We start from the raw sequence: 17,410 nt of genomic DNA, 5'->3' as shown, positions 1-17,410 counted from the left end.
TTTTTTAAGCAACACATTCTTCGTCATGAAAGCAATTCGGAATTTTTTCCGCTTCATTGTAGTTTGGAGTTGAAAAAGGTTTATAAACCCAAAAGCCTTTTCCATCGGAGACCGGTGTTTGGTAATTTTTTACTTGGTCTTCATAAGAGGCTTCCTCTTTGATTTCAAATTCAATATTGAGCGCTTGTTTTAACCTGGCCAGCATGGGAAGGTTAAGAAGTTTATCTCCTCTGAAAAGTTGTGTTATGTATGACGGGGAAGTTCCCACCTTCATGGCGAGCTCCTTCCGGCTCAATCCTTCTTGTTTATATTTACGCTCGATGATATCCAGAAATCTGAAGCTTAGAAGTCTGGCTTCGGATGCCAGATGTTCTTCAGGAGTTCTTTCATTAAAAAGCTTATTAAAAGCATCTTTTATTATCTCCGATTTATTCAATGATGAATTCATAGCCTGCGACTTTTTCAATGAGATTTTTTTCTTTGTGAGTTAGTTTTGCGGATTTTTTTCTTTCTATCAATTCAGAGGCGACAACAACAAAGGTTTTGTCTTTCCTCGTTACTTCCTGGCAATAAATTCGGGCATTTTCCTGTCCTTTAAAGAATTTCATTGCTGTAACGTGTCTGCATTTCTTGTTGATGGCTTCTTTGTCGTAGAGTTGGGAGTTTCTTAATCCGTTAAGTATAATATTGCATATATCAATAAACTTACTTTTGTGCCTTTTATCTTGAGTCAAAAACTCCATTAAGACATTATAATTCTCTTTATCAATTGCTATATTTCGTTTCCCATCCTTTGAGGATTTGATGATTGTTGCTTTGCGCTTCATGGACAAAATTAAGCTATAGGTTAATTTATTGCAAAAAAATTAACATTTTTATTGTTTGTTTGGAAATAAATCTATTTTAGAAAACTTCGGTAAACAAAAATAAAAATAATTAAACAGAGAAACAGGAAAAGTTTGGTAATGAGGATGGAGATGAAAGGGGATTTAAAAGTTGTGATTTTTTCTGGCCTAATGTCTCTATGGATAGAGTGCTTTGTTTTTAAACTTACGTATATAAAAAAAGCACTTTTTGGAAAAGTGCTTTGTAGCCCCACCAGGACTCGAACCTGGATTTCAAGTTTAGGAAACTCGCGTTCTATCCCTTGAACTATGGGGCTCTCAATAGAGTTTATAAGGCTTTGTCTTGGATTCGAATCAAATTATTCTAACCCTTTGGCCTAATGAAACAGGCCACCCTTATGGTTGAAAGATGGGGCAAAAATAGAAAATTCCCCGGTATTTGGAAAACGGATTTCATTTATATTCTGCTAATAGTTGCATGTTTTTCCCGACCATCCCATTCTCCGGGGCCGTATGCATCGCACTGTTTCTACCAGGTTGAAAGCCTTTTGGCGACCATTTCCAGATGCTCGTCGGTGCGGGCATAGTTAAAGCGCAGCAGATACTTTTTTGATTTTTCATGATAGAAAGCGCTAATGGGTACGGTGGCCACTTTGGCCTCTTTGACCAATCTGATGGCAAAATCTTTATCGTTTTCATCGGAGATTTCTTCATAACTAAAAAGCTGATAAAAAGATCCCCGTGATAAAATGGGTTTGAATCTGGTGGCTGCCATCAATTCGTTAAAGCGATCGCGTTTCTTTACGTAAAAGTCAGAAAGGTGGAGGTATTCTTCTTTGTAGTCAAGAAATTCCGACAGAGCCCATTGGAATGGGGAAGATACGCTTTGCATCATCACCTGTTGAACTTTTCTGAGTTCGGCCATGACTTTGGCCGGTCCGGCACAATATCCGATTTGCCATCCGGAAACATGATAGGTTTCTCCAAATGAGCTGATGATAACACTTTGTTCGGCCAATTTGGGATAGAGTGCCACGCTTTGGTGAGAGTAGCCGTTAAATACCATGTGTTCAAAGATTTCATCCGAGAGAACAATGATTCGTGTGCCGTTAATGATTTTTTGCAGTCGCAGCATGTCCAGCTCCGATAAGACCATCCCCGTAGGACTGTGAGGGGTATTGATGATGATCATTCGGGTGTTGGATGTAATAATTTTCTGTACTTCTTCCCAGTCAATATGGAAATCGTCGTCTTTTAAAGTCACAAAGACCGGTCTTCCGCCGTTGATCTCGATGGCCGAGACATAGCTGTCGCAGGCAGGTTCGAAGATGACTACTTCGTCGCCTTCCCGTATCAGCGCCGTAATGGTGGTGAAAAGAGCCTGCGTGGCACCGGCCGTAATGGTGATTTCGGTTTCCGGATTGTAATGGTGTCCGTAAAGAGTTTCAATTTTTTCAGAAATTTTTTCCCGTAAGGGCATAACTCCGTAGGCCGGGGCCAGTTCATTAATGCCTTGAGAAATATGTTTTTGAACCAGTTCTATCAACCTGGGTGAACAGTGAAAGTCGGTGTAACCCGCTGCCATGTTGATGGCATTATTGCTGTTGCCTAACTCTGTCATAGCATTGACGATACTGCTCTCCAAGGTAATAAGTTTTGGTGCGATCATGATATATGGTTAATGTGTTGTTTAAATAAATTTTGGTGTTACCGGTTAAGGTTTTATGGCTTAGGAATAGTTCTTAAGCGGATTCGGTTGATGGTATTGTCCAAAAGCCTTCCGGCCTGCATTGGCGAACTGAATATACGTTATTATTTCCTGCAAAAATGTTCTTTTTTTCAACATCAGAAGTATTTCTTATAACAATTTTCCATTGATATTTGTGCATTGAGAAGGGTGGTTTTATGGTGGTCTTTTATGGTTCATCAGTATAAAATTTATTTAACTCCTTGGTTGAATGGTATTCGCATGTCTCAGGTACTATCTGAACTTGTTTTGTTTGGTCTTCTGGCAATGTTTGATTCATTTGATAAATATTTACTTAAGTTATTGAATTCCCGGGTATAGGGCAAGCAGCGGCAAACGCAGTACTGCTTTTATTATTGATAATTTCTTAAATTTCAGTACAATTAAAGGTCTTTATCAACCTCTATTTGACCGAAGGGCTGTTTTTATTGACTACTAATAGGTGGGTAGTGTTGGTTTATGCCATCAGGAATGTAGCATATGCTTCAAAACATCAAGACTTTTTAAAGGACTAAATCCATGGGCATGAACATTAAAATAATCGAGAAGGGTATTGAGAAGAATTCGACGTTCGCGAATATTTTCAGCTATTTTTTTTAACGAAAAGACATCGGCCTCGAACAACCGGCTAAAGAGGGCTGCCTTTTCCGGATTTAAAAATAAAGGGTGAACCGGTTCGTACGGGACAAAAGTACCATTTTTTATATCAAACCATGCATTTGATCCCACATGGTTGGGCTCCGGATGAAAACCCAAATATCGGGTTAACCCGAACATGACATATAAATGGAGATTTTCCCTCCCCTCCACCTCTGAATCGAGCAAATCCACAGAGCCGTTCAGAAAATCGTACAACGCTTCAGACTTTTCCTGAAGCGTGAGGATGTGCGAGAACAACTCGGTCAGAAAAAAAGCCTGAGCCCTGGTGTCCTGAAAATAGGGAATGAGCTTCATAGGACTTTTTAAGGTGAATTCCTTAATTCGGTGCAGATCTTTTTTACTGGAATGATAGACCTCCATCGAAAGTCGGTTGAGGGGTTGAAGCAGGATGGTCTTTTTGTTTTTCCTGCTTCCGCGAACCCGGTTGACCATATAGTTTTGTCGTCCCAGCTCACGGGTATAAATATGTACAATGGCACTGGTCTCCCGATAAAGGACATGATCCAGTACGATGCCATCGGTTTTTATCAGGCTGCTCATATTTCAGAAATACTTACCGGGTGCAAATATAACTGATCGAAATGATCCAATTCAAAAAAAAATTGTTTGTTTCCATACAAGAATGTTTTATATTTGCATCCGCAAAAGAAACATTGCGACCAGCAATGCCCAGGTGGCGGAATTGGTAGACGCGCTGGTCTCAAACACCAGTGGTAGCAATACCGTGCCGGTTCGATCCCGGCCCTGGGTACATAAGAAAGCCTGACAGTTCATCTGTCAGGCTTTCTTGTTTTATGGATGAATGATTTTCGGAGATTTTTTAGCTACGCTCAAGAGGCAGGAAAACAAAGAAGGAGGAAACGTTGTGGTTTCCTCCTTCTTTGTTTTGAATGACAATTCCCGTTTTCCTTCGGGATAACTATTCTGTTTTGTGAGACGGTTTTAAATCTGGTATCGTCTTGCTGACCTTCTCTCTTTGAAACTGAGTTTGACCAGGCGCTGCGTGGTGCTGGCCACAACATGCCGGGTTGACAAGAGAGTGACCGTTAAAAGAAAAAGTAGAAGATGAAACCACCCACCACGGCCATGATCATTACCGAAATGATGAAGGCTATAATGGCTTTAGGTTTTAGCAGCGAAGAGATGATTGCGATCTCCGGCAAACTGGCACCTGTCCCCCCAATAATGAGCGACATGGCCGCGCCCATGCTCATGCCTTTCACGATAAGGGCTTTTAATATGGGAATCGCCATTTCTATACGTAAATATAGCGGAACGCCAATGATTGCAGCAATGGGGATGGCCCAGGGACTATCATTTCCCAGATGTTTTTGAACCCAGGTGTCGGGAACAAAGATGGCTGATATGGCACTGATGAGTGCGCCTACCAGTACGTAAGGGAAAATGCGCTTGAACAAGGCCCATCCAAAGGCAAAGGCTTCTTTGAGTTTTGAGTTGGTTGATGCGGTCTGCCCGCAGGTGGATGTCGCTGTTATTGTGGCGCACGAGGATTGAACCGGCTGTGATACTGCTGAGCAACTTTGCCGGCTTGTATTACCGGAAGTAGCATCACAGCCAGTCACCGGTTGTGGGGTGCAGGTTGAACCAGGTTTTCCGGAATTTAGATTAATTCTTTTGACTTCGTGTTTTAACGATGTCTTTCCTGCCAGGGCGCCCATTAAAACGGAACCGATAAAAACAATGGCAAAATAAACCAATGCCACTTTCCAGCCGAAGACGCCGAAAATGAAACCGACCACAACAAAATTGGCCAGTGGGGCAGAAAGCAAAAAGGAAAATACCATGGAGAAAGGGGCGCCCATTTCAACCATTCCCATGGAAACAGGGACCATGGAAGCACTGCAGAAGGGGGTGGGAATGCCAATTAATGCGCCCATCAAACTGCTGTATTTCCCCGTCTTTGATAATCTTTTTTGAAGCTTTTCCTGAGGAATAAATGTTCGAACCATTCCTGTTAGGATGGATACAAGGGTGATAATCAGAATTAAAGCAACTCCTACGTGAATAAATTCATTTAAGGCTAAACTAAGTTTTTCGTTCATAAATTACTGGTTTTTTTGATTATGATTTAATATATGTGCAAAAACGCATATGTTTGGACAAAATATTACAACATGTTCAATACTCTAATGCTTGTCCCTGCATGTTAGGAACCAAAACTTAAATCAACGGTGATTGGCTTGTGCTCCTGACTGCCTCCGTCGTTCAGGATGGCGTTGGGAGCTGATTCTTAGAAATATTAATAGGGGTTGAGTCTAGTTGTTCGGTTGATTTTATCTGTTTTCAATTTAGTCGTTATGGTGTTTTCGTTGATCCAGCAACATTTCACATTTCGCTTTTTCGTGCGACATTTGGGCCTCCGGTATAACGCTGATGGCGCTTTGTATCAAATGGCCAAATTTATCGTTGATGGGCGTGAGGTAATAGTAAACCCATTTTCCTTCTTTAACCTCACGTATCATACCTGCATCCTTTAAAATTTTCAAGTGTCGCGAAACATTATACTGTCGCTCTCCCAACACTTCCACAATCTCCGAAACACATATCTTTTCATCGATGTTGGTAAGCAACCATATTATTTTCAACCTTGTCATATCCGACAAAGCCTTAAATGTTTTGATATAATCGTCCATTTTTCCCGTTTTAACAGTTATATGCATTATGGCGCATATGAGAAAACGGCTGCAAAAGTATCAATTTTATTCAAAATGAAAAAAATATTTTTTTCTCGCCATAGCGATTTAAAATATCCACAATCAGTACATGGGGAATTAATGATTTCAGTTCGGTTTGTACCGGCTATATTGGGGGAAACGATTCATGCAATCGGGAAATAAAAAAGGGCCGTTTCCATGTAACGAGACAGCCCCCTTTTCTTTTTTGTGCTCCTTTTAACGAACCACAATCTTATCGGTCAGTATTACCCCGCTCACCGTTTTAAGGTGAAGAATGAACAGGCCTTTGTGGTTAAGATGGATCGTTATTTTTTCCGATCCGTCGCTGTTTTGGGTAAAGAAGATTTGCTCTCCTTTAATGTTGAAAATGGCAATTTCACGAATTTCCTGGATGTTATACAACGTAAAACGACCAGTAGACGGATTAGGTGCGATGCGGATACCATATTCTTCAATCGACGATACATACGTGTCGGGTGAAACGGTTACAATATATTTTCGCGAACGGATGGTCAGATCGGGGACCAAATCGTTGGAAACTTCGCAATAGTAGGTTCCGGCATCCGTCTCCACTGCGGTTTCTACCACCAAAGAACGGTAGGGGTTGTCGAGTAGGGCATCGTCCTTGTACCAGGTGTACGTGTTCTGGGAACCACCAATGGAGAAGTCCAGATTGAGTGTTTTGCCTATCACCACATTGATGGTAGTATCTTCCGGCGTTTTTTGGGGAGCATAAACCAAATTGTCCATTGAAGAGACCTGACCCATTAATGGTTCGAGGTCTTCAAAGGTTAGATAGTTGTCGGACACAAACAGGTTTGTGAGGCCTGTTACGGAAGAAAGATTGGAAAGTCCCGTCAGTTCATTTCCTGAAATATCCAGGAATTTTAATTCGGTTAGATTATTCATATCATCAGGCAAATCGCCTGTTAGGTAATTTTCTGACAAATCCAATACTTGTAAGGCCGTGAGGTCGGAGAGCTCAGGACAAAGTTTACCCGACAGGCCAACATTCTTCAGGTTTAGTTCGGTTACTCTGCCATTTTGGGTGGTCACGTTTTCCCAGGTATTCATAGGCCCGGTCAGCCAGTTCTCTTGAGCGGTCCAGTTTTCGCCGCCGCATTGGTTATATAGGGCGACCAGAGCCAGAGAATCGGTGGTATTGGCGCGGAAATGCACAGAAACGTTGAATTTCCATGAGGATAGGGTTAAGTTCGACACCAGATCATTGGTGGCTTCACAATAGTAAACCCCCTCGTGGGATAAGTCAGTATTTTCGATATATAGAACAGAGTTGCTGATGTCTAGTTGGTTATTGTCTTTATACCAGACATAATTGGTTTGCGTTCCTCCGGTAGGGAAAACCAGTTTAAGTGGATCGCCGGAATAAACAACAACAGATGAATCCTTGTCATAAGTCCTTTGCGGAGAATATCTGAATATTGAAAAGGATTCTTCCATTAATGGTTCCAGATCAGCAAAAGAGAGGTAATTATACTGTAAATAAAGGATTCTTATTGATTCAAGGGATTCCGGCAGGTGTGGTATGCCGGTAAGCTCATTTTCGTCCAGTTTAAGGTAGTAAAGATTAGTTAAATTGCTGATGTCCGGGAAGTTTCCGCTCAACTGATTAAATGCAAGTTCTAACCTTGAAAGAAACAAAAGGTTATTAATTGAATTGGGAATTGGGCCGTGTAAATCATTTGAGCTTAAAGACAGCTCTTTAAGATTGGTGAGATTCCCAATGGTTTCCGGGATTTCTCCTGAAAGGTCATTGGCGTTTAACTTCAGAGAATAAAGGTTGGATAAATTCCCAATATTTTCCGGAATGGTTCCGGATAATTTGTTCCATGAAAGATCCAGATATTCCAACTGAGTGAGATTGTCAATGTTGGCAGGTAATTCTCCGGAAAAATCATTTTGATTCAGGTTTAAGCTATTAAGATTTTTCAGATTGGTTATTTCACCCGGGATAGTTCCCTCCAATTCATTCCAGCTTAAATCCAACGTTTCCAATTCAGTCAGTTGGTGGATTTCTGCAGGCAGGCTCCCTGAAATATCGTTTGATGCTAAATTTAAGGTTTTAAGCTTCGACAAATTATCTAATTCCGGACACCATTCACCGGACAGGTTATTACTTTTTAGATTCAATTCTGTTACCCGACCATTTTCAACCGTGACGTTTTCCCATGTATCCAGTGGGCCTGAGAGCCAGTTTTCTTTGGCCTTCCAGGTTTCCCCTCCGTTTTGATTGTATAAAGCCACTAAGGCTAACGAATCGGTAGTATTGGCAGGGTATCTGACGAAAACTGTAAAATTCCCGGATTTAAATGTTAAATCAGGCACCAGATTGTTGGTAACCTCGCAACGGTAAACACCTGATGTGGAGGTGTCTGCATTGTTAATGATCAGAGAATATCCGGTGCTGTCGATTTTGATGTCATCACGGTACCAGATGTATTTGTTTTGAGATCCTCCAACAAAGAATTCCAGTTGCAGAGGTTCTTCCGGCAATAAAAGAATGGAAGTATCCTTACCTGCGGTTTTTTGAGGTGAGTATTGGAAGGCATAAAGCGAAGAAGCTTTGTCCATTAATGGTTCTAAATCTTCAAAATCGAGGTAATTGTTCGGTAGAAATACGTATTTTAATTGATCTAAAGATTCGGATAGGGAAGAAATATCAGAGAAATTATTATTTCCGATATCCAGAGTCAACAAATTGCTGATATCGCTGATATCAGGGAATGTGCCGTTTAAATTGTTGGATGAAAGATCCATATTGTTCAGAGACGTCAGGTTGTTAATGGTCGGCGGTACGGTTCCGGAAAGGTCATTGCCGCTCAGGTCAAGAAATTTGAGGTTGGTGAGATTCCCTATTTCAGCCGGGATTTCTCCTGTTAGGTTAGTCTTGAATAGATTAAGATTTTCCAATTGGTTTAGGAGGCCAATGTTAGCAGGTATCTCTCCGGAAAATTGATTATTGGACAAATTGAGATTCCTTAGTTGCGACAGGTTAGTGATTGCCGTCGGTATTTCTCCCGTCATGTCGGTCCAACTCAAATTGAGTTCTTCCAATTTAGTCAATTTGTCAATGTCTGAAGGAATACTTCCTGAAATATCATTGATGGATAAATTGAGTTTTTTCAATTCTGTTAGGTTGGTTAATTCTGCACACCATTCACCGGAAAGTCTGTTGTTCATTAATTTGAGTTCCACCACACGACCAAATTCAACGGTGACGTTTTCCCAGGTTTTCATAGGCCCGGAGAGCCAGTTTCCTTTAGCTTTCCAGTTTTCTCCGCCATTTTGATTATACAGGGCCACTAAAGCCATTGAATCGACGGGGTTGGCAGGATATTCAACAAATACCGAAAAAGTTCTGGAACGGATGGATAGGTCCGGTACCAGTTCGCTGGTTGCCTCACAATAGTAATCTCCTACTGTGGAAGTATCTGCATTTTCAAAGAAAAGAGAGTGACCCGCGCTGTCTATCTTGATGTCATTCCGATACCATACATATTTGTTCTGAGATCCTCCGAGCAGGAAATCCAGCTGAAGAGGTTGGCCGACTCCCACTACGATTGTTGTATCTTCATCCTTTGTTTTTTGCGGATGGTATGTGAAAATGGAGAAAGAAGGGGCGTAGCTCATAATCGGCTCCAGATCCTCAAAAGAGAGGTAATTGTTTTTTAAAGAGATATATTTAATCGATTCCAGAGAATCAGGAAAGAATAATAGGTCCGTAAAATTGTTGTCGGGCAAATATAAATATAACAAATCATTGAGATTGCTTATGCTTGGAAATGTTCCGCTTAAGTTATTTTTTGACATATTGATTACTCGAAGGGAGGTTAAATTTTTTATGGATTCGGGAACGGTTCCTGTCAGGTTGTTTCCAGGTATTGACAAATGCTCCAATTTCGTGAGGCTACCTATTTCGGATGTGATTTCACCGGATAGATTATTATTGCTAAGTTTGAGAGCCGTCACTCGTCCATCTTCAACGGTAATGTTTTCCCAGGTATTCAGCGGACCTGTCAGCCAGTTTTCTTTGTTGGTCCAGCTTTCACCTCCATTTTGGTTATATAAAGCCACCAGGGCCAGCGAGTCGGTTTCTCGGCTGCCGGTATCCTCACTTGATTTCAGTTCGGATTTTTCGGGTATTAAGTAGTTGGGGGAACCGGTAAAGGGGTTAATGGATTCTTCCGAAGAAGCACTTAACAGGTTAGGGTAAATGCCTATGCTTTTCGCATTAGCGGTTTTTGACAAACAAAAAAGCACGATAAATAGTAGTAAATAGTTTTTCATAAGAAATATAATTTGTGATTAGAGATTATGATTTAAAGTGTTAAAAACACATGTATATAGAAAATGTTCAAGGGGATAACAGGGTATTTGAACTCTTATGGAATTAATATATATGTAAATAATTTGTTTTGTATTGGATGGAATTATTACACCATTTGAGTTCTTCTATTTGTCATAATAGATGCGCTAATGCTCATGAGTTGTGTCCGGAAAGAATTGGGAAGTTATGGATTGCTGTAAGTTTAGAGGTTTCTGCAACAAAGAAGTTGATTGGTTTGTTAATAGTGTTGTTATCATGCCCTTTGGAATCTTAGGAGGCAGATTTATCATGAATAAAAAAAGTTGAAATGGAGAAAATGAAAAGCTTACTCTTATGTATGTTGGTGTTGGCATCAGCATGTAATACCAAGCCGGGCAACCGGTCAACGAAAGAAAAAGAAAATGCAATGAAAGATAAAAGTATTATTACTCAGACCGAGGCTCTGATGGGGCGTAAAAGTGACTTTGAGAAGAGCGCTGATGAAAAGATCAAGAAGATTTACGGCGAAGGATTAATGGCCGTGGCACAGAGCGGAGTTGTGGAGGCTGCCAAAAATGTGGGAGACAAGGCCCCCGATTTTACCCTTAAAAATGCGACAGGAGAAGAGGTCTCGCTTCAGGACTATCTGGCGAAGGGCCCTGTTGTGTTGGTATGGTATCGTGGCGGATGGTGCCCCTATTGCAACATTAATCTGCGGTTTCTGCAGGATGAGTTACCCAACATAAAGGCGCAGGGGGCAACCTTGATTGCCTTAACGCCCGAGTTGCCCGACCAGTCCATTTCCACAAGTGAAAAACATCAGCTCGACTTTGAAGTATTGAGTGATGTGGGCAACCATGTGGCCAGAGAGTATGGCGTGGTCTATAAACTTACTGATGAGGTAGCCAGAATTTACAATGAGAAATTTGACCTAAACAGTTACAACGGTGATACATCCAACGAACTGCCATTGGCGGCTACCTATATCATAAATTCAGATGGAGTAATTGAGTATGCCTTTCTGGATGCCGACTATCGAAATCGTGCCGAGCCCACTGAAATAACTGCCTTCCTCAAAAAGATGAAACGATAACTCTTCATCGCCGATAAAGCTATCCCATCGCACAGGGATGGCTGAAATAGACCTAAACGTAGATAAAATACCCCGGTACATCAATTCCTTTTTTTTCTCGAGGCAATAAATGGTTAGTTTGTAGCTTATCAGGTTAAAACTTATTGCCATGAGAAAATTATTGTTTTGGGTACTGGGGTGTTTTTTGATTATGCCCGTCAATGCCCAAGAGAAGAAGGACTGTGAGCCATCCGGTTTCATGTCTGCCGCGGAACGGAACGATTCGAAAGAGCTCTTCAAAGGCGCCGATTTTAGTGTTACCATTATAGGTTCGGGGAATCCTCTTTACAATCCCGAACGATCGGGACCCTCGGCTCTGGTACAGTTTAACGGTACCACATTTCTTGTGGATATGGGCAATGGCACAAGGTCCCAACTTGAAAAACTGGCATTGACGCGCCGATACGGACCTGATGCGCTGCTGATCACTCATCACCATTTAGATCATAACGAGGAGTTTATCCCGATGGTCCATCAACAGTTAATGGCCGGGAAGAGCTTCCTGATTACGGGCCCTCCGCCTATACGGAAGATGACCGATTATGTCGTTGAATTTTATCGGGAAGATCTCGAATACCGCATGAGCAACAAAGGGCAATCGTTCGATGCAAACAATATGAATGCGGTCCTCAAAGAGCTTGAGGGCGACCATTCTTTTACCTATAAGGGTGTTCAGATTACCACCACCGAAGTTCCGCATTCCATTTATACGCTGGCTTATCGATTCGATGCCAATGGAAAGTCGATTGTGATATCCGGCGATTTGACCTATAGCTCCAACCTGCCAAAACTCGCCAAAGGGGCGGATGTGCTGGTACTCGACTGCCAGGTCATCCGAAAAAGAGGCAATGGAGCACAAACGCAAAGTGTTTCGAGAACGAGTGCTCAACAAGGAAATGCCAGCAGGACCTTTCGACGAGAAAATTTGGCCGCCGCCAAAAGCCGGCCCGGAAACAGTGTCCATGCAACCATTGAAGAAGGTGCCAGGATGGCTGCCGAAGCAGAGGTTAAAACACTGGTCATCACCCATCTTCCCAACGTAGAAATCGACCAGGCAGCTACCAAAGCGAAAATTGCGGAACAGTTTAAGGGAGAGGTCATTATTGCAGGAGACTTCCTTACAGTTTCTGTCGATGGAAAGGTGTTTATGCTAAAATAATTTGGAGAGGCTTTCCATGATCAACTTAAGTTTGGCATAACAAGAAACTGCATCATCGTGCACAGGCAGAAGGGGATTTAAAAAAATTTCAGTGTTGCGGGATGGCATTTTTCTTCAGATTTCGACATAAAAGGCTTTAAAACAAACCAATAAAAAAATATACGCGAATGAGACGTCAAATATTATCTTTCTCAATGGTGCTTTGGGGCTGTTTAATGCCTGCTGAAGCACAAACCACTGAGGCTATAGGTCAGTACCCCATCGTGGATACCGGCCAGAAAAAATGTTATAACAATCAAACAGAGATTACCGCACCGGTAAAAGGAGAAGCATTTTATGGTCAGGATGCGCAGTTCGATGGTCTGCAACCTTCCTACACCGACAATGGTGATGGGACTATCACCGACAATGTGACCGGACTAATGTGGCAAAAAGGTTTTGAGGTGATGACGTATGCCGAAGCGGTGGAAAAGGTCAGATCCTTTAATCAGGCCAATTATACCGACTGGAGGATTCCTACCATTAAAGAAGCTTATTCTTTAATTCTTTTCAGTGGGGTAGATGTCAGTGCCAGGGATATGTCGAAGCTACCCCCTCTGGCAATTCCCTTTATTGATACCAATTATTTTGATTTTGAATATGGTGCCAACGGCGATCGTGTTATCGACACTCAAATGTTGTCATCAACCCTTTACACAGGTAAAACCATGGGGCGCAACACTACGGTCTTTGGCGTCAACTTTGCCGACGGGCGCATCAAAGGATATCCCGTCACTTCCCCGAGAGGAGATAAGATGTTTACCGTTCGCTTTGTCAGAGGGAATCACGATTTTGGTAAAAATAACTTCGTCGATAACGGTGACGCCACCATATCCGATGTGGCCACAGGTTTGATGTGGACGAAAGAGGATAGCAGGAAAGGGATGAACTGGGAAGAGGCATTGGCATGGGTTCAGCAAATGAATGAGCAAAACTATTTGGGATACAGTGACTGGCGACTTCCCAATGCGAAGGAACTACATAGTTTGGTGGATTATTCCGTTTCGCAGCGGGTGGACTCACAGCCTGCCATTAATCCTGTTTTTGAGGTGACTAAAATTAAAGATGAAGGTAACGGAGACAACGTCCCCTTTTATTGGACCTCTACAACCCATGTGGGGCAGAGAGGGGGCCGCAATGCGGTATACTTCTGTTTCGGTGAGGCAATGGGATTTATGAAAACCAGACGGAACAATAACGTTCAGCTCATGGATGTACATGGTGCAGGGGCTCAGCGAAGTGACCCCAAAGCCGGTAATCCCGACGATTTTCCTCAGGGACATGGCCCGCAGGGAGATGTTATCCGAATCTATAATTTCGTCAGAATGGTTCGGGATATTAAATAGATGTGGCGCCCTCTGTTTTGACAGATTGAGCGAACTGATGTTTTAGAAAACTTGATACTTATGAACCTGGAAAACAAATTAAAATCATTGAGCGCTTTTTCATTCAGTGCTTTAATAGTAATGGCTTCATTGGTGGGCTGTTCTAATGAGAGTATTGATGATACGGATCCTACAGATGATAAAGAGAACACAGATCATTTCGGAACCACCGGACCTATCACCGGTTTAACCTATCCAATAGTGGATACACAACAGGAATTTTGTTCCGACAATTCATCGCTGATTGACTGTCCCGAAGCTGGAGAGTCCTTTTTCGGGCAAGATGCTCAATATGCAGGTAATAAACCCAACTATACCGACAACGGCGACGGAACCATTACCGACAACGTTACCGGTTTGATGTGGGAACTGTCGATGGGTGAAAAAATATCTTTTGCCGAAGCTATTGAGAAGGCAGAAAGTTCTACGCTTGCCGGCTATACCGACTGGCGGGTTCCAACCATTAAAGAGTTATATTCACTCATCTTGTTCAGTGGGAGGGTTAATGGAGAAAAAGCTGTGGAGTTGTTTATTGATACCAACTATTTTGAACAACCTTTGGGCGATGTGTCAATAGGTGAACGGGAAATCGATGCTCAAACATGGTCGGCTACTCAATATGTCGGACGAACCATGAAAAACGATGAAACCGTTTTTGGCGTCAACTTTATCGATGGAAGGATTAAAGGGTATCCCAAATATTCCCCCGCGACAGGGGACCCCAATAAAATGTATTTTCGCATGGTTCGCGGCAATACCCAATACGGACAAAACAACCTTGTGGACAATGGCGATGGAACGGTGAGTGATTTGGCTACGGGATTGATGTGGCAAAAGGCCGATGATGGTCAGCCACGGAACTGGCAGGAAGCGTTGGCGTATGCCGAAACCCTGGAGTTGGCCGGATATACCGACTGGCGTTTACCCAATGCCAAGGAGCTGCAAAGTATTGTCGATTATTCCCGTTCGCCGCAAACAACCAATTTCCCTGCCATTGATCCGGTTTTTGAAACCACCGAAATAAATTATCCTGATGGGAGTGGAGGCCATTACCCGTTTTTCTGGACCAGTACAACCCATCAGGATGGGGTCAATCCCTATTCAAGTGCAGTCTATGTTGCTTTTGGGGAAGGACTCGGGGAGATGAACGGTAGTGTTATGGATGTGCATGGTGCAGGGTGTCAGCGCAGCGATCCCAAGAGTGGAGACCCGGAGGATTACCCTCAATATTTTGGTCCGCAGGGCGATATCCGATATGTTTATAACTTTGTGCGGTGCGTTAGGAATATCGATGAATAAAAAAGCGGTGACTATGTCCTAATGGTGAAATTTTTGTCATAGTTCGCTTTTGTTTTAAATCTAAGTTCCAACAATCCATTAATTTGCAATTTTAGAACAATAAGATTATTGAAAAGCATTGGTAGAATATTGTTGAAAAACCACCGGGAAAATATAATCTATGCCATGATTTGGCTATTTGTGATGTTTTTGCCGGTGTTTACACTTCAGGGAGCACGTGATTTTAGCAGCTCAAGAGTTTACATGGAATGGATTCGGCTGGTCCCTTTTCTCGTGGTTTTTTTAATCAACAACAGTTTGTTGGTTCCACAACTGTTACTGAAAAAGAGAACGTTGATTTATTTCCTTTCGGTTTCTCTTTTAGTGGCAGGAGTTGCCTTGGCCAGTCCCTACCTGAAGATATTCCAGGGACTTGTTTTTAAGTGGCTTGGCCAGGCCCCGCCGGCGTTTCCCCGTCGATTGCCGGGCTTGTCGGCCGAATACCGGCTGGCGACCAATGTGCTTATTTCTTTCCTGGTGGTGGGATTTAATAATGCCATAAAACTCTTGATTCAACGAGAAAAGGAAGAAAAAATACGGGAGCAGAAAGACAATATGCATCTGCAAACCGAACTTTCCTTTTTGAGGAATCAAATCAGTCCCCACTTTTTCATGAACACCTTGAATAACATTCATGCTTTAATCCGGTTCGATGCCGACCAGGCGCAGAAATCGGTTGTTCAGTTATCCACGCTGATGCGACATTTGCTGAATGAGTCCAAAAGCGGGACTTCAACCATCGGGAAAGAATTTGAATTCCTGAAATCGTATGTCGACCTAATGCGAATCCGCTATTCGGATAAGGTGCACATGGATGTTTCCCTTGATGTTAACGAAAAACATAAAACCATTCCATCTTTACTTTTTGTTTCGCTGGTGGAGAATGCCTTCAAGCATGGGGTCGATTCTTCCGTGCCTTGCTTTGTCTCCATCTCAGCACAAGTAATGGAGAATACATTGATTTTCGAAGTAAAGAACAGTAAATTGGCGCCTAATCAGCCATCGCCCGGGAAAACAGGGGTGGGGTTGACGAACCTCAAAAAACAGCTGATGTTGCTTTACCAGAACAATTATTCGTTGGATATTTCCGATGGCCAAAGGGAATTTGGCGTTATCCTGAAAATTCCGTTAAGTCATGATTAAGTGTATCGCCATAGATGATGAGCCTCTGGCCCTGCGGCAAATAACAGAGTATATCCATGAAACCCCGTTTCTGGAATTGGCCGGAGCCTTCGAAAATGCCATGGAGGCCATGGAATATTTGAGTAACCATGAGGTTGATCTTATGTTTGTGGATATCCAAATGCCTAAAATCAACGGCATTGAACTGGTTAAGGCTTTGTCGCCCCGCCCGGACATCATCTTTACCACAGCTTACAGCGATTATGCCATTGATGGCTTTAAGCTGGATGCACTGGATTACATCCTGAAACCCATCGACTATGCTTCGTTCGTTAAGGCTGCCAATAAAGCCCTTTCCCATTTTAAACAGAAACATTTGGAGGAAAAACTGAACTCTACCCCCAGCCACATCTTCATTAAGTCGGAGTATAAAATAATTCGCATTGAACTGGATAAAATCCGATACATCGAAGGCAACAGAGGCTATCTGCGGTTCTTTCTTGAAAATGCCAAGCCGGTGATGACCTTGCTGAGCATGAAAAAGATCGAAAGCATCCTTCCGCCTGATTCTTTTGCCCGGGTACATCGGTCTTATGTCGTGAATCTTAATAAAATAACAATGATTGAACGATCTCAGATTATCTTTGACGAGGTTCGGATCCCCATCAGTGAGCAATATAAAGAAAGAGTACAGGGATATATCGATGATAACTTTGTGATTTAATAAGTTAAACCCGAAAAATGCATTAGAAAATCTATTACGAAATAAAATTGCTGCCAATCAAGTCGCAAGCTAACTTGTTTCCATTCACCATAGCGATGCTATGCCTCATTTCAACAAGTTCTTGATTGATTGCTCTTTTAATTCTCATGACGAAGTTCCAATGCATTATTCGGGTTAAAACGGTCATTTTTTATCGTCATTATATTTTTCTTTTTCCGGCATTAGGGCATGGACCA

Annotated in this window: 13 protein-coding genes and 2 tRNA genes; 7 read left to right on the top strand and 8 right to left on the bottom strand. The window is 42.3% G+C overall.

Annotated features, from left to right (window positions below; genetic code table 11):
• Window positions 1–4 precede the first annotated feature (4 nt).
• From ACT29H_RS03460 to recO, 5 genes are all read right to left on the bottom strand, one after another.
• Window positions 5–448: a helix-turn-helix domain-containing protein gene (locus ACT29H_RS03460; RefSeq protein ID WP_444820201.1), complete on the bottom strand. Its 444-nt coding sequence runs from the start codon at window positions 446–448 to the stop codon at window positions 5–7.
• Entirely contained in the window at window positions 429–827 is a 399-nt protein-coding gene (locus ACT29H_RS03455; RefSeq protein ID WP_444820200.1) for a hypothetical protein, read from the bottom strand. The genes ACT29H_RS03460 and ACT29H_RS03455 overlap by 20 nt, the downstream gene beginning before the upstream one ends.
• Window positions 828–1,090: 263 nt before the next feature.
• Window positions 1,091–1,162, bottom strand: a tRNA-Arg gene (locus ACT29H_RS03450).
• A 212-nt stretch (window positions 1,163–1,374) separates the two neighbouring features.
• On the bottom strand, window positions 1,375–2,514 hold the full coding sequence (locus tag ACT29H_RS03445; RefSeq protein WP_444820199.1) for a methionine aminotransferase: 1,140 nt from the start codon (window positions 2,512–2,514) through the stop codon (window positions 1,375–1,377).
• 543 nt (window positions 2,515–3,057) lie between these two features.
• Entirely contained in the window at window positions 3,058–3,792 is a 735-nt protein-coding gene (gene recO, locus ACT29H_RS03440) for a DNA repair protein RecO (protein WP_444820198.1), read from the bottom strand.
• 127 nt (window positions 3,793–3,919) lie between these two features.
• Here recO and ACT29H_RS03435 point away from each other — a divergent pair.
• A tRNA-Leu gene (locus tag ACT29H_RS03435) sits at window positions 3,920–4,003 on the top strand.
• A gap of 295 nt (window positions 4,004–4,298) precedes the next feature.
• On the opposite strand, the gene ACT29H_RS03430 is transcribed toward ACT29H_RS03435, so the two are convergent.
• The 3 genes from ACT29H_RS03430 to ACT29H_RS03420 form a co-directional block, all read right to left on the bottom strand.
• Window positions 4,299–5,315, bottom strand: a complete 1,017-nt coding sequence (locus ACT29H_RS03430; RefSeq protein WP_444820197.1) for a permease — start codon at window positions 5,313–5,315, stop codon at window positions 4,299–4,301.
• 246 nt (window positions 5,316–5,561) lie between these two features.
• Window positions 5,562–5,906 (bottom strand): ArsR/SmtB family transcription factor, encoded by a 345-nt coding sequence (locus ACT29H_RS03425; RefSeq protein WP_444820196.1) that lies wholly within the window; start codon window positions 5,904–5,906, stop codon window positions 5,562–5,564.
• A 258-nt stretch (window positions 5,907–6,164) separates the two neighbouring features.
• Window positions 6,165–10,256, bottom strand: coding sequence for a leucine-rich repeat domain-containing protein (locus ACT29H_RS03420; protein ID WP_444820195.1), 4,092 nt, complete (start codon window positions 10,254–10,256; stop codon window positions 6,165–6,167).
• Between the two features lie 347 nt (window positions 10,257–10,603).
• Here ACT29H_RS03420 and ACT29H_RS03415 point away from each other — a divergent pair, with 347 nt between their 5' ends.
• The 6 genes from ACT29H_RS03415 (at window position 10,604) to ACT29H_RS03390 (ending at window position 17,174) form a co-directional block, all read left to right on the top strand.
• Window positions 10,604–11,368 (top strand): peroxiredoxin-like family protein, encoded by a 765-nt coding sequence (locus ACT29H_RS03415; protein WP_444820194.1) that lies wholly within the window; start codon window positions 10,604–10,606, stop codon window positions 11,366–11,368.
• A gap of 148 nt (window positions 11,369–11,516) precedes the next feature.
• Window positions 11,517–12,566: an MBL fold metallo-hydrolase gene (locus ACT29H_RS03410; RefSeq protein ID WP_444820193.1), complete on the top strand. Its 1,050-nt coding sequence runs from the start codon at window positions 11,517–11,519 to the stop codon at window positions 12,564–12,566.
• A 167-nt stretch (window positions 12,567–12,733) separates the two neighbouring features.
• Window positions 12,734–13,951, top strand: coding sequence for an Lcl C-terminal domain-containing protein (locus ACT29H_RS03405; RefSeq protein ID WP_444820192.1), 1,218 nt, complete (start codon window positions 12,734–12,736; stop codon window positions 13,949–13,951).
• 60 nt (window positions 13,952–14,011) lie between these two features.
• On the top strand, window positions 14,012–15,289 hold the full coding sequence (locus tag ACT29H_RS03400; protein ID WP_444820191.1) for an Lcl C-terminal domain-containing protein: 1,278 nt from the start codon (window positions 14,012–14,014) through the stop codon (window positions 15,287–15,289).
• Window positions 15,290–15,454: 165 nt separating this feature from the next.
• On the top strand, window positions 15,455–16,471 hold the full coding sequence (locus tag ACT29H_RS03395) for a sensor histidine kinase (protein WP_444820190.1): 1,017 nt from the start codon (window positions 15,455–15,457) through the stop codon (window positions 16,469–16,471).
• Window positions 16,464–17,174 (top strand): LytR/AlgR family response regulator transcription factor, encoded by a 711-nt coding sequence (locus ACT29H_RS03390; RefSeq protein WP_444820189.1) that lies wholly within the window; start codon window positions 16,464–16,466, stop codon window positions 17,172–17,174. Before ACT29H_RS03395 ends, ACT29H_RS03390 begins: the two co-directional genes overlap by 8 nt.
• The last annotated feature ends 236 nt before the right edge of the window (window positions 17,175–17,410 follow it).

Source organism: Thermophagus sp. OGC60D27, from assembly GCF_052400625.1.
In the GTDB taxonomy this organism is placed as follows: domain Bacteria; phylum Bacteroidota; class Bacteroidia; order Bacteroidales; family Marinilabiliaceae; genus Thermophagus.
This window is presented reverse-complemented; position numbering and strand designations above follow the sequence as displayed.

What these genes read in the sequence shown, in the direction of transcription:
- ACT29H_RS03460 (WP_444820201.1), bottom strand. Translation starts at nt 448, where the DNA reads ATGAATTCATCATTGAATAAATCGGAGATAATAAAAGATGCTTTTAAT.
- ACT29H_RS03455 (WP_444820200.1), bottom strand. Translation starts at nt 827, where the DNA reads ATGAAGCGCAAAGCAACAATCATCAAATCCTCAAAGGATGGGAAACGA.
- ACT29H_RS03445 (WP_444820199.1), bottom strand. Translation starts at nt 2,514, where the DNA reads ATGATCGCACCAAAACTTATTACCTTGGAGAGCAGTATCGTCAATGCT.
- recO (WP_444820198.1), bottom strand. Translation starts at nt 3,792, where the DNA reads ATGAGCAGCCTGATAAAAACCGATGGCATCGTACTGGATCATGTCCTT.
- ACT29H_RS03430 (WP_444820197.1), bottom strand. Translation starts at nt 5,315, where the DNA reads ATGAACGAAAAACTTAGTTTAGCCTTAAATGAATTTATTCACGTAGGA.
- ACT29H_RS03425 (WP_444820196.1), bottom strand. Translation starts at nt 5,906, where the DNA reads ATGGACGATTATATCAAAACATTTAAGGCTTTGTCGGATATGACAAGG.
- ACT29H_RS03420 (WP_444820195.1), bottom strand. Translation starts at nt 10,256, where the DNA reads ATGAAAAACTATTTACTACTATTTATCGTGCTTTTTTGTTTGTCAAAA.
- ACT29H_RS03415 (WP_444820194.1), top strand. Translation starts at nt 10,604, where the DNA reads ATGGAGAAAATGAAAAGCTTACTCTTATGTATGTTGGTGTTGGCATCA.
- ACT29H_RS03410 (WP_444820193.1), top strand. Translation starts at nt 11,517, where the DNA reads ATGAGAAAATTATTGTTTTGGGTACTGGGGTGTTTTTTGATTATGCCC.
- ACT29H_RS03405 (WP_444820192.1), top strand. Translation starts at nt 12,734, where the DNA reads ATGAGACGTCAAATATTATCTTTCTCAATGGTGCTTTGGGGCTGTTTA.
- ACT29H_RS03400 (WP_444820191.1), top strand. Translation starts at nt 14,012, where the DNA reads ATGAACCTGGAAAACAAATTAAAATCATTGAGCGCTTTTTCATTCAGT.
- ACT29H_RS03395 (WP_444820190.1), top strand. Translation starts at nt 15,455, where the DNA reads ATGATTTGGCTATTTGTGATGTTTTTGCCGGTGTTTACACTTCAGGGA.
- ACT29H_RS03390 (WP_444820189.1), top strand. Translation starts at nt 16,464, where the DNA reads ATGATTAAGTGTATCGCCATAGATGATGAGCCTCTGGCCCTGCGGCAA.